This is a genomic window from Actinacidiphila acididurans (assembly GCF_016918855.1).
GTDB lineage: Bacteria > Actinomycetota > Actinomycetes > Streptomycetales > Streptomycetaceae > Actinacidiphila > Actinacidiphila acididurans.
Window position 1 is genome coordinate 104,012 of record NZ_JADKYB010000018.1, and the last position, 14,721, is coordinate 118,732.

Genomic DNA, 14,721 nt, shown 5'->3' on the forward strand with positions numbered 1-14,721 from the left:
TGCCGGTCCGCGGGGGCGCCGACCCGCGGGTCGGCGGGGCATAGGGGCGGATCCGTACGCGTGTCCACACGGCCCTGCCGCGTAACGATTTCCGGTCGCTCACGGTAAGCGTCAACCAACGCAGTGTCCTATCCCCCCGTCACTCGGTTAGTTGAGTGTGGACACCAGAACACCCCGCAATCCCACGGGGGGAGGGGCGCCCGGGTACGACGAGCGTGTGCTGACCATGCCGCGGGTGCCGAGCGACCCTGCCCAGGTCATCGTCAATCACGCGAGTTTCCGGGTCCAGCTCGGCGCGACCTCGACGCGCGCCCTCGGCCTCGGCGTCACCAGGGAACTCTCCGCGGTCCGGGGCGGCGCCTACGCCTCCGCGTCCGCCGCGGTCACCGGCGGCGCCGGGGTGGCCGCCCCGCGGCGCCGGTCCGCGCCCCTGGTCTGGTCCGGGCGGTCAAGGCCCGGCGACCCGCTCGCCGGTGAGTTGCTGCGGGCCGTCCGCCGGGCCGGCGCGCAGCCCGGCCCCGCGGACCCGGCGCACCCGTCGCGCCCGCCCGGCGCCGGCGCTGCCACCCAGGTGCTGCCGCGGATCGACGAGACCACCGTCCTGCCCACCGTCGTCGGCCCGCGCACCCCCCAGGAACCCACCGGGCTGCTCAGCGGCATGCGGCCGGCCACGGGGGCGTACGACACCATGGCGCCGGGTTCCGCCGATGCTGCTCACGCGGGTCACGCGGGTCACGCGGGTCACGCGGGTCACGCGGGTCACGCGGGTCACGCGGGTCACGCGGGTCACGCGGGTCACGCGGGTCACGCCGGTGAGCCGCGGGTCGGGTACGTGGGCGGCGGCGGTCAGGGCGACGACGGTGTCCGGGGCGAACGGGGCCTGCGGGGCGAGGAGCGGCGGCCGCGCGACCGGCGCGGGGAGCCGGTGCGCCACGCCTGGTACCCGGGCCGCCGGATGAACCTGGGGATCGTGCTGCTGCCGCTGCGCGTCTTCCTCGGCTTCGTCTGCATCTACGCCGGCATGGGCAAGCTGTGCGACCGCGTCTACTTCGACGGCGGCCGACGCGGCTCCATGGTCACCTGGCTGTCCTCGCTGCACCCCTGGGCCGCCGCCGAGCCGCTGCGTGCCGCCGCCCTCAACCACCCCGTCGGCGCCGGGCTCAGCATCGCCTTCCTCCAGGTCGTGGTGGGCGTGCTCACCGTGCTCGGCCTGTGGCAGCGGATCGCGGCCGTCTTCGGCGCGGCCCTGTCGATCGCCCTGCTGGTCACCGTGAGCTGGCGTACCGTCCCGGTGTACGACGCCCCGGACTTCGTCTACCTGGCCGCCTGGAGCCCGCTGGTCATCGCCGGCGCCCCCGTCTACTCCGTGGACGGCCACCTGGCCGCCGACGCCTGGCGCACGCTCGGCCCGCGGGTCACCGTGTGGGACCTGCGCCGCAGGGTGCTGCGCCGCGGCACCGTGATCGCCACCCTCGTCATCGGCCTGACCCTGCTGGTCGGTTCGATGCTGGGCGCGGCCGTGCGGGCCAGCACCCCCGTCCGTCCCGGCGGCACCGAGCCCACCGTGGTGCCCACCAACAACCTGCCGGGCGTCCCGCTGCCGTCCTCCGCCGGCTCCGGCGGGACGACCGCTCCCGGCGCCTCGCCGGTCCCGTCCGGCAGCGCCACCGCGCCCACCCGGCACCGTAAGGCCGCAGGGGCGAGCCCGACCGCGACCCCGGGCCGTACCGTCGCGGGCGGCACATCGTCCGGCCCGGCGTCGTCCACGCCCTTCTCCGGCGGATCCTCCCCGTCCCGTACGGGCTCACGTCCGCGCGGTACGACCGGCGCGGGGACCGGGTCCGGCGGCGGTGGCGGTGGTACTCAGGGGGTCCAGTCCCCGGCCGCACCGCCCGCCCAGGCCCCGGCGCCCGCCCCGCAGCCCCAACCGACCGCCAAGCCCACTCAGGGCGGCGCCATCGGCGGCCTGCTGGGCAGCAAGTCACCGACCGGCCTGCTGCTGGGCATGTCCCCGCGGCGGGCGGGCACGAGCCCGCAGGGAGCGGCGTAACAACTCCCGTTCCGCGGGCCCCTCGTGGGCCTCGCCCAAGGCCGCGGCGGCCCGTACCGAACCCCTCCCTGGTACGGGCCGCCGCATTTGTGCCGGGTAGTGGGTAGTGGCCTATCGGGCGCCAGGTGTCGGGTTTTGGGGATTGCTTCCGGCGGAGATTGCCTTCGGCGGGACCTACTTGTGGTGGACGCCGAGCTCCTTGGCGGCCTCGCGGAGGTCCTTGGCGGTGTCGATGGCCCGCCAGTAGGCGCCTTGCGGGATGGGGTAGCCGGCGAGGCGGCGTTCGCGGGCCAGCCGGGGGAAGGTCGTGCGCTCGTGGTCGCCCAGGTCGGGCAGCAGCGCGGTGAACTCGGGCGCGAAGACGTACACGCCGGCGTTGATGAGGAACGGTGAGGGTGGCGCCTCGATGAAGTCCAGCACCTGGCCGAACTCGTTGGTCTCCACAGCGCCCCAGGGGATACGCGGCCGGGCCAGCGCCAAGGTGGCGGTGGCGTCCCGCTCCTCGTGGAAGGCGGCCATCTCGCGCAGCGAGAAGCGGGTCCAGATGTCGCCGTTGGTGGCGTACCAGGGCTCGTAGGGGCGGGGCAGCGAGGCGGCGGCGAACTTCAGCCCGCCGCCGCGGCCGAGCGGTTCGTGCTCGACGACCGTGGTGACGTTCAGCGGCAGCGGGGTGGCGTCCAGCCACTCCTGGAGGACCTCGGCGAGGTGGCCGCAGGAGACCACGGCGTCGGTGACGCCCTCGGCGGACAGCCAGGCGAGCTGGTGGCCGATGATCGGCGTTCCCGTACCGGGGATCTCGACCATCGGCTTGGGCCGGTCGTCGGTGTACGGCCGCAGGCGCGAGCCCTGTCCGCCGGCCAGCAGGACGGCCTGTGTGACGGGGGTGGCGCTGTGGTGAGCGGGTTGCTGGTCGGCACGCGTCATGCAGCGCACCCTATGCGAACCGGGCGTGCGCCCCGCGCAGGGCGGGCGGCACGCCCGGTGGCGTCCGGCGTGTTCCGGGGCGTCAGCCTACGTACCGCGAAGTCACCCGGGCCGGTCCACGTCGGTCCGCGCCGGTCCACCCCGGTCCGGTCCGCGTCGGTCCGCGCCGGTGTCACCCGACCGAGGCGACCCCCGTGGCGAAGGCGGTGTCGCACACCGGGCGGGACCACTTCTGCGCGCGGCGCACGGAGCCGGCGTACTTGGCGACGGCCGCGCGGCCCAGCGAGCGGGCGATGGAGGAGCAGTAGCGGGCGAGGGAGGGGTGCTCGGCCATGGCGACCTGGAGGCCGGTCAGGGCGGTGCCCGGGTCCTTCTGCTGGAGTTCGGCCAGCAGGCGGCGGCGCAGCACTTCCTGGGGAGCGCGGGTGGTGTCGTTCGCGGCCACCTCCGCCTGGCTCTTGGCCGAGGCGGTGAGGATCTGGGCTTCCGACGACGAGGCCACCCACGGGACACGGGTGACGGCGAGCGTCCCGGACAGGACGAGGACGACCGGGAGAACGAGTGCGAGGGTCTTGCCGAGACGGCGGGCTACCTGGTTCACGCAACGGATGGTAGCGAAGAGTAGTGATTTGGCGACATTTAGTCACCCTAATGGGGGATGGGGCGGGCGGTTACGGCAAAACGGTGGGCGGGTACGTCCGAAACGTACCCGCCCACCGTTTTCGTGCCGGATTTTCGTGCCGACTGCTCGGGGTCGCCCCCCGAGACCAGCCGCCCGAGATCAGCCGCCCCGGGGTCAGTCGCTCAGGCGCTCGCCGGTGGAGGTGGAGAAGACGTGGGTCTCGCCCGCGCGCGGGACCACGTGCAGGACGGAGCCCTTCTCCGGGATCTGGCGGCCGCCGACCCGGATGACCAGGTCCTTGGACTCGTCGCCGACCTTGGCGGTGCCGTAGACGTAGCCGTCGGCGCCGAGCTCCTCGACGACGTTGACGGTGACGGCGAGGCCGGCCGGGGCGTCCTTGGACAGGGCGTTGCTGGTGTCGCCGTTGGCGATGTCGAAGTGCTCGGGGCGCACGCCGACGGTGACCGTGCGGTCGCCCTTGTCCGCGGCGGCCTGGACGGCCTCGCGGGCCACGCTGACCACGGCGTTGCCGAACTTCACGCCGCCGTCGTGGATCGGGACCTCGACCAGGTTCATGGCGGGGGAGCCGATGAAGCCGGCGACGAAGAGGTTGGCGGGGCGGTCGTACATGTTCCGCGGGCTGTCGACCTGCTGGAGGATGCCGTCCTTGAGGACCGCGACGCGGTCGCCCATGGTCATGGCCTCGACCTGGTCGTGGGTCACGTACACCGTGGTGACCCCGAGGCGGCGCTGCAGGCTCGCGATCTGGGTACGGGTCTGGACACGGAGCTTGGCGTCCAGGTTGGACAGCGGCTCGTCCATGAGGAAGACCTGGGGCTCGCGGACGATGGCCCGGCCCATCGCGACACGCTGGCGCTGACCACCGGAGAGCGCCTTGGGCTTGCGGCTCAGGTACTCGGTGAGGTCCAGGATCTTGGCGGCTTCCTCAACCCGCTTGCGGATCTCGGCCTTGTTGACGCCGGCGATCTTGAGCGCGAAGCCCATGTTGTCGGCGACCGTCATGTGCGGGTAGAGCGCGTAGTTCTGGAACACCATGGCGATGTCCCGGTCCTTGGGGGGCAGGTGCGTGACGTCCCGCTCACCGATCCGGATGGCTCCGGAGTTGACGTCCTCCAGCCCCGCGAGCATGCGGAGCGAGGTGGACTTGCCGCAGCCGGACGGGCCGACGAGGACGAGGAACTCGCCGTCCCCGACCTCGATCTCGAGCGAGTCGACGGCGGGCTTGTCGCCACCCGGGTAGATCCGGGTCGCCTTGTCGAACGTGACAGTTGCCATGACCTCACGGGTCCCTTCACCGGCAGGAACGTGCCGGACGATCCGAGTAAAGGTAGGTGCCGCCCCGGTCCTTCCGCGTCCCGTCCCCAGTGGTCCAGTCCACGCCGAGCAGCACTGCCGGTGACGCTACCTGCCCAAACGCCCCTTGTCACCAGCCCCTGACCCCCAATTTCCCCCCACCCCTCCCCCCACCCGCCCGCTACACTGCACCTACGCCTCCTTAGCTCAGCTGGCCAGAGCACCGCTCTTGTAAAGCGGGGGTCGTCGGTTCGAACCCGACAGGGGGCTCTTCGTTTTCCCAGGTCAGGGGCCGTGGCGTGGGCTGCGGCTTCCTGAGCGGGAGCGCCCGGCACACATTTGGCACACATCGCGCGGGACGAGTGCGGTGGGGGAGGCGGCTGGGATGGCTGCCGAGGACGAGCTGGCGAGGCGCCGCTACGGGAAGCTGGCGTGCCGGGTTGAGGAGCTGATGGCGGGCTCGCTGCGGCCGGAGTTTGAGGGGTACGGCGGCCAGGTCCTGCTGAGCGTGGAGATGGTGGAGGATCTGGGCGGCTCGGCTGAGGAGATCCGGCGGGCAGCGCGGGCGGTGGGCCGGCGTCTGGGGTGGAAGATGGTGACGCGGGAGATCGACGGGCGGGTCTTCGTGGTGGATGACCGGGAGCCGCCGGAAGCGGTGCGCGATCTGATTCTGCAGCAAGGTGTCCGGAATATGGACGGTGTCTGGGGACGGAAGTCCGGGCGCCAAGAGGTGCCCACGTCTCGGCGGGACAACCCCGTTCGCTAGGATCAGCAACCCTCGAAGTTCGGGCCCCAAGTCAGCAATATGCCGTGGGAGTCGGCGAGACGACGCCACCGTGGATCCGTAGGCTGCCGCTCCAGGACAAGGGTCGGTCGCACCCGATGCAGTGCCTCTTGGTGCTGCACCTGATCTGCATAGTCGAGCACTTGGCCAATGCCCAGGCGTATCTGCTGCACTTCATTGGCCGGGCTGAGGCTCTTGACTTCCGCCACGAACACATCGTCGCCTCGCGTCCAGCCGGCGTCGAAGCGCGGAGCCTTACGGGCGTGGCCTCGGACCTCTATGCCTTGGTCAGCCAGGTGGCTGACGAGGGCGGTCAAGGTCGACTCGTGGGCTTCTGTACCTTCATCAAGGAGGTTGAGATCCAGGATGAGCTCTGCGGGATCGTGCCGACCTGATGCGTGACGCCGCAGAGGTCCTCCGAGTACTCCGTCCCCAGGTTGGGACAGGACCATGACCTTCTCCTTGGCTTCTCCCCTGAGGCGTAGCAATTCACGGCAACGAGCCGAATGGCCGGCCAAGAGGTCGGTGAAGCCTTCAGCGTCCACAACGCATACGTGAAAGCCGCGATCCCGTTCCCATGCCGCTCGAACGAGCGTCCCGCTGTACTGCCGACGAGCATCGGTCACTGCCTGACTGGCGAGATCGCCGTGGACGACAAGCGTGATCTTGCGCGAGAAGTCGTTCTTCCAGCCAGCTCCGTACCGCCTTGCACGTTCAGCGCACTCTTCGCGAGTGGTCTTGAGACCGTCGATCCAGACCTTGCCGGTGTAACAGATCAACTGACCGCGAAGAGTGTGAACCCACCCGTCACATTGCTCGCCGTGCATCACACCCTCCTCGGTATCGAAGACGTCGCATCAAAGGAAATGGCGGGACGGTTGGACGGAGCCTTGCGAGAGGTGCAGGCACACGGTGTCAGCACCGCCGGGCGCATCTCGCTGGGCTCCCTCGCTAGTCGGCCACCGACTGAACCTCTCCTTGGTCGGTGACCTCGTACACCTCGATCCGAAGGGCGCGGCGGACGGCCGCCGGCACTCGCTGAGCGTGCCAGACGGCAGGCGTCGGAACGACGACGGCGTAACGCGTATCTGGCGAACTGGCGGTCATCCTGCGGAGGAGTTGGCCGTAGGCGATGTCGACGTCCGTCCCCGGCTCTTGGGTCCGGCCCTTCGCCTCGCCGACGAGCCGGTTGCCGTCTCGTACTGCCTCGATATCGGTGTGGTCGTCGGTGGGCGAGATCGGGGTCCAGCCTTCCGAGCGCAGCCATCGGCGGAAGGCGTCGACCACGCGGTCCTCGTCCGATGTGATGCGGGGGCGCGCTGCTGCGAGGAGCCCGCGCACGGCCGTCAGGTCTGCTTCGCGGTTGCGGTACAAGCGGCCTCTGTCGTCGGCGGCCAGGTCGGCGGGGCGGATGACGACGAGGTCGAGGCCTTTGCGCGGTATCAGGATGTCGCGGCGCTCGTCGTAGAGGACGCGTTGCTCGCCACGGTGCACACCGCTGATGGTCAGCCGGTCCGGTTTGTCGAAGAATGCCACGGGCCGGTCATGCTGGACCTCCCGGTACTCCACCACGAGCCCGTATCGCGGCCAGTACGAATCGACCGGCAGCTTCACCTGTCGCCCTGACTGACTCGGGTCACCGAGCAGCCAGTCGAACCGGTGCTGCCGCTTTCCCCGCTCGGCCAGTACCTCATCGCACAAGCCGAGGACGTATGCCTCGTCGCTGTCCTGTCTCCCCACGCCCGGCATCATGCCAGCGGGACTCATCTGGCTGAGCGAAAGTCCAGAAATGCGGCATCTGCTGCGGCCGACGCAGACCGTCGCAGTAGCTCGCGCCGCCATCATGAAAGGAGCGCCCAGGGACGCCCCTTGGCCTCCGCTCTGTGGGTGCGGTGGTCACGATCAAGGTCGCTAGGGAAGGTGACGAGCGCCGCTGACAGTGAGCGGCGCTCGTCATCGGGGCCCTCTCAGGCGCTCGCTTGGTCCTCCTGTCCCGCCAGCGCAGCCAGTTCCTCAGCCGCCTTCTTGGCCTTTCGCTCCGCCTTCACCGCCTTGGCCTTCGCCTTGGCGATGAGCTTGGCGCGGCGCTTGTGCATCTTCTCCAAGACCTCGTCGAGGCGGTCCGGGAAGAGGTGGCCGTAGACATCGAGGGTGAGGGTGGCGGACTTGTGGCCGAGCATGGTCTGGACGACGTTGACGTCCGCGCCGCTGGCGATGGCGAGCGAGGCGGCGGTGTGCCGCAGTTTGTGCGGGGTCAGCTTGAGGTGATCCAGGCCCGCTGCCTTCACAGCCGGGTCGAAGAAGCGCTGGCGGAAGTTGCGGATACGCAGGGGACCGCCCTGCGGGGCCGTGAACAGCAGCTCATCCGGCTCCCGTTCGGCGATGTGCCCCGCGAGATCGGCTACGAGGAACTGCGGCAGCGGGACGGAGCGGCGCTCGTGGTCCTTGGGGGAGTCCAGGTAGAGCTTGCCGTTGTCGTCGGCGTACGCCTCCACGATGTACGCCCGCCTCGCGTCAAGGTCGATCCGGCCGACTTTGAGGGTGACGCCTCGCCCCAACGCAGGCCCGTGTAGGCGAGCAGTCGAATGAACATCCCGTAGCCGCCTGCCGCTTCGGCGAGCGCCTCGACCTGGAGCTCGTCAAGGTAGACGTGGTCGGCCGGGGTGACCTTGGACAGGGGAACGCCGGCGGCCGGGTTGGCCGCCAGGCGGTGTGCCCTGACCGCGAAGCCCAGGACACGGCTGAGGACGACGTACGCCTTGCGGACGCTGCGGGGACTGAGCTCGCGGCCCCCGACGGCCTCGCCGGACAGGAGGTCGGCGAGTCAGGCCGCGACATCGTCGTAGCGTATGCGGTCCAGGGGAGTGGTACCCCACCGGGGAAGAACGTGGATGTCGAGCACGCCGCGGTAGCGGTTGCGGGTTGACCGCTTGAGGTGCACCTGAGCGGTCAGCCAGGACTCGGCGACCTCGGCGAACTTCACGCGCGCGGCCGCCGGGTCGCGGTACGAGCCATCGGCCAGGCGGGCCTCGATCCGGGTCCGCTCCGCTTCGGCATCGACCTTCCGGACAACCGTCTTCATCTTCGGCATGCCGTCGGGGCCGTACCAGCGCACCCGATAGCGGCCGGGCAGTGTGCGCCCAGCTTGCTTGGCCTTGGCGACGGCTTGGGTGTAGGCGGTGTGGCCGGCGCGGTCCTCGATCCAGACGCGTGCCATCAGGCACCTGCCTGGGGGTGTGCGGGTTTCGCTATGAACAAGCTGTGCTGCTCCCTTGCATTCGGTTCATGGGCTCGGTGAATGTACACGGCATTCTGCGGTCTGGGGAGTGGTTTGGTCTGCCCGTCTTTCCGTGATAAGTGAGCCCGAACCAAGGGGTCTAAACCTGACGCTCCGTCTTATTGATAAGGATGCGCCATCGCGGCGAACCCCGTGGTATGTTCCCGCGCCCGGACCCGCGGCCCGGGTCTCTCCTGGTGAAGGGCCTTCAGGGGCAGGGAGTCGGAAGGCTGGTGGCCGTGTTCGGAGACGCCGCAATGTGCAGCATTTGATCCCTCTTGCCCGATGTGGTTCGCAGGTTCCTGGAGCCAAACCCCCGAATTACTTGGTCGACCGCCGATCGGCACCTACCGTTTTCGAGATCCCGGCCGCAGCTCATTTGGGGCATCCGTGAATCGTCACCAGAATGTGGCTGGATGGCGCGGGTGACACGTGGTTGTGTTGTCCGCGCCCCCGGCCAGGAGAGAGGAAGAAAGAAGAGCGCCGAAGACGAAGAACGACGCCGTCGAGGCGGAGCGTCGGCCGCTGGCGACTCCGGCGGAGGTGTCGCAGTACTTGGGGTTGCCGGTGGCCACGTTGTACCAGTGGCGGCACCGGGGGATCGGGCCGAAGGTCCACAAGCTGGGCCGTCACCTGCGCTACCGCTGGACGGAGGTGGAGGCGTGGGTAGACCGGCAGGTCATCGACCTGGCGGCTTGACCACCCCAGCCGCGACCAGCCACAGAGAACGAAACGACCCCCGGTGCTGGAACACCGAGGGCCTCGTGAACACCCCAAGCGACTGTTCATCGATCACGACGGTGGGGCGGGCCTGCCAGCCCACTGCCTCACCGGGAGGAGTTCAACATGAACGATACGCCCCAAGACCCCGAGGGCGGAAATCACCGCAGGCTACCGGCGGACCGGGCCCCAGGCCGGTCCGCCCTTCCGGTCAGCACGCAACCGACCAGCCACCGCACACAACACGCCGCTGCCCGCCAACCGGCAGACATCCCGTTCTGTCACCAGAACACCGGGCTCGCTCTCCCCGTGACCACCGGCCGGGTCGTTCTCCGAGAGCGGCTCCTCACCTATTCAGTCTCTGAACACGCTGCCGTTCGCCTTTCCGTTCCGCCCGCTCAGTTCTTGCCCTGGCGCCGCCTTGCCTGCGACCCCGCCGGTACTGACGACGCCCTCCACCGAATCGAGTACCACCATGACCCGCCACACCGACGAACTCCCCAACGCTCGGCCGCCACTGGCGCCCCGGCCTGATCACGGCCCTGGCACTGGGGCCAGGGACAACACGGTCTCCGGCACCACCTCGGAGGTGGCCCGAGTGGGAGCAAGCTGGAGCGGTCGAAACTCCTTTCGGGTTTCGTCCGCGCTTGTCCCCGCCCCATCGGGGGCGGGGGAGGCCCGGCGCCTGGGGGCGCCGGAGCAGGAGGTGGAGGCCGAGCGCGACCTCCACCCGGCAGGGCACCCGTCGTCCGCACCGCCGGCGCATCCGCCGTGCCCGGCATGCGGCTGCCAGACAGCCCCCGGCTTCGAGCCCGCCGAGGAGCAACCGCCGTGGCGGGGTTCGGAGGAGCCGCCGCTGCTGACGCGGATGTACCGCAAGCGCACGAGCGAGAGCCGGACCGAGGTCAAGAGTATCCGTTTCAGCCCGACCGCCATTCGGGTCATCGACAAGGCCGCCGATGACTACCGGAAGTACTTCGCGGGCTTCGTCGGGGACGCCGCCTACGCCATCGCGTTGGGCCGTACCAGCGTGACCAGCCCCGACGACGATCCGTTCCGCCCGCTGGTGGAACGGCTGGAGAGGCTGATCGCACAGCTGCGGCGCGTGGGCAACAACCTCAACCAGGTCGCCCGCGCGGTCAACACCGGCACGATCCCCGAGCACGCCGACCGCATTCTCGCCCGGGTCGACACGGCAGTGGAGGACGTCTTCGTCCTCCTCGACGGCTTCGCCGACAGCCTGGACGTGGGCTGATGGTCCCTGACGTCTCCACCGGCTCCCATACCGCCGGTCTGTTGTACTACCTGTTCGGCAAGGGCCGCCGTGACGAGCACACCGCCCCGCACATCGTTGCCGCCTGGGACCTTGCCGGCGCCCCCGATCCCGGCCGCGACCCGAATGCCACCATCACCCAGCTCGCCGACCGTCTGGACCTGCACGCGCGCCTGCGGGCCAGGGAGACCGGGGCCATGCCGGCCAAGCATGTGTGGCACTGCCCGGTGCGCACCGCGCCCGGGGACCGCTACCTGACCGACGCCGAGTGGGCGGAGGTCGGCCGCCGGATCGTCGCGGCCACCGGCATCGCCCCCGAGGGAGACGATCTGGCCTGCCGGTGGATCGCCGTACGCCATGCGGACGACCACATCCACATCGCCACGGTGTCGGTACGTGCCGACGGCCGCCGTGCCCGTACCAACGTGACGGGTGGCGGGCGCAGAAGGCCTGCCGGGAGATCGAGAAGGAGTACGGGCTGCGGCAGCTCAAGTCCGGGGACATGACCGCGCCCAAGACTCCCACCAGCGCAGAGCAGGCCAAGGCCACCCGTATGGGAAGGGCGGTGACCAGCCGGCAGTGGCTACGCGAGCAGGCGTACGCCGTGCTGGCGGCAGTCCGCACCGAGGAGCAGTTCTTCGACGTCCTCGGCAGCCTCGGTATCAAGGTCCACAAGCGCGTCGGCCCCGAGACCGCCGAGGTCACCGGCTATAGCCTCGCCGCCCCCGGCGACACCAACACCGAAGGCGAGCCTGTCTACTTCGGCGGCTCCAAACTCGCCCCTGACCTGTCCCTCAACCGCATCCGCGAGACCCTCGCCCACGCAGACCAGACCCCGGCCAGGCGGACCCCGCCGCGCCCGCAAGAGGTGTGGCGGCAGGCCGAGACGGCCCTGCGCGAGACCGCGAACATCCTCGACAGCGGAGACGACGCCGCAGCCCAGGCCCACCTTGCCGCTTACAGCACCCTCCTGCACAACACCGCCCTCAACGCGCCACCTGCCTACCGGGCCGAGCTGCGCGCCGCCGCCACCGCTTTCAACCGCGCCCGCCGCTCCGCCATCCGGGCCGACCACCACAAGGCCACCGCACTACGCGAAGCCGCCAAAGACCTCATCTACGCATCCCACGACGCGGGCGGCCTCCCAGTCGCGGTGATCGCCACCATCGTCCACCTCGCTGTTGCCGCGGCTCGCTGGTACGAACAGCGCGGCTACCAGCAGCAAGCAGCAGCCGCCCAGCAGACTCTTACCCACCTCCAGGCTGGCTACCGCCAAGCCGCCGCCCCCGTCCTGGCCGACCTCACCCAACGCACCCCACGCCCCCAGACCGCCCAACGCGAACTGGACACCGCCCACTCACCCGCCGAAGTCCTCACCTGGCGCATCACCCTCGTCCCCAATCACCGAACCCAGGCCGCCCAGGCCCGCACCAAGATCGGGACTTCACGCGCCGGGCCCAATGACATGACGATTAGGCCGCCGAACGGTCAGTCGGAACAGAGCACACGAAGGCACCGATAGATGGGCTTCCACGGAAGCTGAAGCCGGAGTCTTTTGCTACCGCCGACCTCGGCTTCGACCCCGGGCCTCGCCGAGATCGACGAGGCCGCCGGAGCGTCGGTACCCCTGTCGGTGCGAGGTGCATGGGCACCTCACGTCAGCTGAGGCGTAGCTGAACCACCCAGTCCGGGCCGAGTTCGGACTCGAGCCGTGCGGCGAGGCTCTCGCCGTCCTGGCGGAACTTCTGCTCTTCGGCGTCGGAGGAGAACCCGGAGTTCATGGGGTCATCCATGTCGTACGTGGCGTCCCAGCGGTCGCGCCACTCGTTGAGGGCGGCGGCCAGCTCCGGGGAGACGGGCAGCTTCTCGGGGGCCACGTTCTCGACGGCGCCGTCTTTCTCCAGCCAGGTGGGGTGACACTGGATCTCCGGGGAGAGCCGCAGCTTCGGCACGGTCTGGGGGTTCCTTTCCGGTTCAGGAGGCGGGGTTGGCGCCGACGATGAAGCCGTTGTCGCCGACGGTGACGGCGATCTTCAGCGGTTGTCCCTGGTAGGTCGTCTCGTATATCGGCCGGGTTCCCTGCATTCCGACCTGCTTTCCTTCGGTCACGGCGCGCATGACAACATCGGGGATGTCTCCCTCGGGGACTCCCTTGTTCGCGAAGTCCTCCGCGTGCCGCTCGACGATGTGCTGCAGGCCGGCTCGGCCGTTTCCCCGCTCCAGGAAGCGTATCTTCCCGTCCGCGCCACGCTCGATTCGCACGATCTTGGACGGGTCGCACTTCACGCCGTTGTCCTGCAACTCCTTGACCAGCGCGTCCCTGGCCGGCCCGTCTGAAGGCCCCGCGCCCTCCTCCGGGGCGCGGGTGGCACCGGGCTCGCGGGCTTCGGTTTCGGCGAGTTCGCGGTCGAGTTCCTGGCTGACCTGGGTGGTCTCCGCGTCCACGACTTCAATGTCCGGGACACTCTCGGCGGCGGTGGACAGGGAGGCTTCGACGTCCGCGATGGTGTCCGCGCTGATCGTGGCGACGGTGGAGTCAAGGGTGACCTCGACGTCGCCGAGGATGGCGGCGGCCTCGGCCGCGTCCAGTCCACCGGCAGCGGCGTCCGACCCGCCAAAGGTGAAGACGGTGAGCAGGACGCCGACAGCGGTGGTTAATCCGATGGCGATACCCGCCCCGGCGAGCTTGTCTTCTGTGGAGCTGTGGGCGTGGTCGATGGCTTCGGCGAAGGAGTCGCATGCCTTGGCGAGCTGATCGCAGGCGTGCTTCGCTGTGGAAAGCGGTGCCTTGCCACCAGTGTCGCCGTCCTGCCAGATCTTGCCCCAGAAGGCGGCCATCGCCTTGACGGAATCGTCGGATGTTGCGTCCGTGATCGACAGCACTTGCAGGTGCAGGTTGGTGCCGAGAGTGGAGATGTCGCCGGAGGCCGTGCGGTAGGCGCTCGCGGCAGCGCGGAGCGTGTCCTGGTGGCCGTTGGGCCAGTACTTCGCGATGACGTGGGGGACGGAACTGTGGCCTGCCCCGATCGCGGAGTTCGGGTCGGGGTACATGATGTCGGTGAAGACCGGTGGTAGCGGATACTGTTCCGGGCCGCCGGAGCGCGAGGCGTGAGCGTTGGAGTGGTAGTCGGCCAGAAGGTAGTTGTTGGCCGTAGTCACCAGCCCGGTCGCTGCTTGGCCGATCGCGCGTACGGCTGCGGACAGGGCCGCGAACAGGGCCTTTGCCGCAGGATCGTACTTGGCGCCAAAGTTGCGCCCGTACTCGTCGTCCCCCGCCATTCCGCCGGCATTCTGCAGAGCGCTGTTCAGCGTGCTGGCTATGGTGTCGATACGGTCCTGGCCGCCCGCGAACTGCAGTCCGACGTTGTGCAGGTCGTCCGGATATACGTCGAGTGTGCTGCTTCCGCCGTCATCGGCTGGCCGACTCATGCGCCGCCCCACATGCGTAAGTTGGCGGCACGGGCGGCTGAGTAATTGCCGTGAGCGGTGTCCACGATCCCCTGCAGCGTGCGCAGGGCGCGGTGCAGGTCGGTCGAGGCCGAGTGCCACTGCCGGTAGCGTTCGTGGAACGCCTTCTGCGCTTCTCCCTCCCAGGTCTCTGCAACTCGGCGCACTCCGCGGTCGACCTCGGCCAGATGCTTCTCCAGCTCAGCGGCCAAGGTGTCGAGGTCGGCGGCGGCCTGAGCCAAGTGCGGAAGGTGCACGGTCAGTCGTCCAGGCATCTGCCCCCCACATTCGTCGCCGGGCAAGCCTAGCG

Annotated in this window: 14 protein-coding genes, 1 tRNA gene and 1 pseudogene; 6 read left to right on the forward strand and 10 right to left on the reverse strand. The window is 69.7% G+C overall.

What is annotated here, in order from left to right; translation table 11 throughout:
* The first annotated feature begins 226 nt into the window (after nt 1-226).
* Nucleotides 227-2,050 (forward strand): DoxX family membrane protein, encoded by a 1,824-nt coding sequence (locus ITX44_RS28930; RefSeq protein ID WP_205360758.1) that lies wholly within the window; start codon nt 227-229, stop codon nt 2,048-2,050.
* Between the two features lie 174 nt (nt 2,051-2,224).
* On the opposite strand, the gene ITX44_RS28935 is transcribed toward ITX44_RS28930, so the two are convergent.
* The 3 genes from ITX44_RS28935 to ITX44_RS28945 all read right to left on the reverse strand — a co-directional run bounded on the left by ITX44_RS28935 (nt 2,225) and on the right by ITX44_RS28945 (nt 4,892).
* Nucleotides 2,225-2,974 carry a nucleotidyltransferase family protein gene (locus ITX44_RS28935; protein ID WP_205360598.1) on the reverse strand — a complete coding sequence of 250 codons (750 nt, stop codon included), beginning with the start codon at nt 2,972-2,974 and terminating at the stop codon, nt 2,225-2,227.
* Between the two features lie 172 nt (nt 2,975-3,146).
* The gene (locus ITX44_RS28940; protein WP_205360600.1) at nt 3,147-3,575 is read right to left on the reverse strand and encodes a hypothetical protein; all 429 of its coding nucleotides are present in this window, start codon (nt 3,573-3,575) and stop codon (nt 3,147-3,149) included.
* A gap of 195 nt (nt 3,576-3,770) precedes the next feature.
* Nucleotides 3,771-4,892 (reverse strand): ABC transporter ATP-binding protein, encoded by a 1,122-nt coding sequence (locus ITX44_RS28945; RefSeq protein WP_205360602.1) that lies wholly within the window; start codon nt 4,890-4,892, stop codon nt 3,771-3,773.
* Nucleotides 4,893-5,106: 214 nt separating this feature from the next.
* Between ITX44_RS28945 and ITX44_RS28950 the strand changes: the two genes are divergently transcribed.
* Nucleotides 5,107-5,180: transfer RNA gene (locus ITX44_RS28950), tRNA-Thr, on the forward strand.
* 115 nt (nt 5,181-5,295) lie between these two features.
* Complete coding sequence (locus ITX44_RS28955; protein ID WP_205360605.1) at nt 5,296-5,676, forward strand: hypothetical protein; 381 nt, start codon at nt 5,296-5,298, stop codon at nt 5,674-5,676.
* 2 nt (nt 5,677-5,678) lie between these two features.
* Here ITX44_RS28955 and ITX44_RS28960 read toward each other — a convergent pair whose 3' ends face one another.
* The 4 genes from ITX44_RS28960 to ITX44_RS41605 all read right to left on the reverse strand — a co-directional run bounded on the left by ITX44_RS28960 (nt 5,679) and on the right by ITX44_RS41605 (nt 8,911).
* The gene (locus ITX44_RS28960; RefSeq protein WP_236061896.1) at nt 5,679-6,521 is read right to left on the reverse strand and encodes a BRCT domain-containing protein; all 843 of its coding nucleotides are present in this window, start codon (nt 6,519-6,521) and stop codon (nt 5,679-5,681) included.
* A gap of 124 nt (nt 6,522-6,645) precedes the next feature.
* Entirely contained in the window at nt 6,646-7,434 is a 789-nt protein-coding gene (locus tag ITX44_RS28965; protein ID WP_205360607.1) for a hypothetical protein, read from the reverse strand.
* A 227-nt stretch (nt 7,435-7,661) separates the two neighbouring features.
* Entirely contained in the window at nt 7,662-8,252 is a 591-nt protein-coding gene (locus ITX44_RS41600; protein ID WP_236061897.1) for a tyrosine-type recombinase/integrase, read from the reverse strand.
* Between the two features lie 266 nt (nt 8,253-8,518).
* A complete protein-coding gene (locus tag ITX44_RS41605; protein ID WP_236061898.1) occupies nt 8,519-8,911 on the reverse strand; it encodes an N-terminal phage integrase SAM-like domain-containing protein in 393 nt (130 codons plus the stop codon).
* A gap of 501 nt (nt 8,912-9,412) precedes the next feature.
* Here ITX44_RS41605 and ITX44_RS28975 point away from each other — a divergent pair.
* From ITX44_RS28975 to ITX44_RS28990, 3 genes and pseudogenes are all read left to right on the forward strand, one after another.
* Nucleotides 9,413-9,670, forward strand: coding sequence for a helix-turn-helix transcriptional regulator (locus tag ITX44_RS28975; RefSeq protein ID WP_205360761.1), 258 nt, complete (start codon nt 9,413-9,415; stop codon nt 9,668-9,670).
* Between the two features lie 889 nt (nt 9,671-10,559).
* The gene (locus tag ITX44_RS28980) at nt 10,560-10,946 is read left to right on the forward strand and encodes a MobC family plasmid mobilization relaxosome protein (protein WP_205360609.1); all 387 of its coding nucleotides are present in this window, start codon (nt 10,560-10,562) and stop codon (nt 10,944-10,946) included.
* Nucleotides 10,946-12,486, forward strand: a pseudogene (locus tag ITX44_RS28990) (relaxase/mobilization nuclease domain-containing protein). The gene ITX44_RS28980 and the pseudogene ITX44_RS28990 overlap by 1 nt, the downstream one beginning before the upstream one ends.
* A gap of 136 nt (nt 12,487-12,622) precedes the next feature.
* Here ITX44_RS28990 and ITX44_RS28995 read toward each other — a convergent pair.
* Genes ITX44_RS28995 through ITX44_RS29005 form a run of 3 tightly spaced genes read right to left on the reverse strand, consistent with a single transcriptional unit; the run spans nt 12,623 to nt 14,686 of the window.
* Nucleotides 12,623-12,916, reverse strand: a complete 294-nt coding sequence (locus ITX44_RS28995; RefSeq protein WP_205360615.1) for an immunity protein CdiI family protein — start codon at nt 12,914-12,916, stop codon at nt 12,623-12,625.
* Between the two features lie 22 nt (nt 12,917-12,938).
* Nucleotides 12,939-14,405: a WXG100-like domain-containing protein gene (locus tag ITX44_RS29000; RefSeq protein ID WP_205360617.1), complete on the reverse strand. Its 1,467-nt coding sequence runs from the start codon at nt 14,403-14,405 to the stop codon at nt 12,939-12,941.
* Nucleotides 14,390-14,686 carry a WXG100 family type VII secretion target gene (locus ITX44_RS29005; RefSeq protein WP_205360619.1) on the reverse strand — a complete coding sequence of 99 codons (297 nt, stop codon included), beginning with the start codon at nt 14,684-14,686 and terminating at the stop codon, nt 14,390-14,392. The genes ITX44_RS29000 and ITX44_RS29005 overlap by 16 nt, the downstream gene beginning before the upstream one ends.
* Between the last annotated feature and the right edge of the window lie 35 nt (nt 14,687-14,721).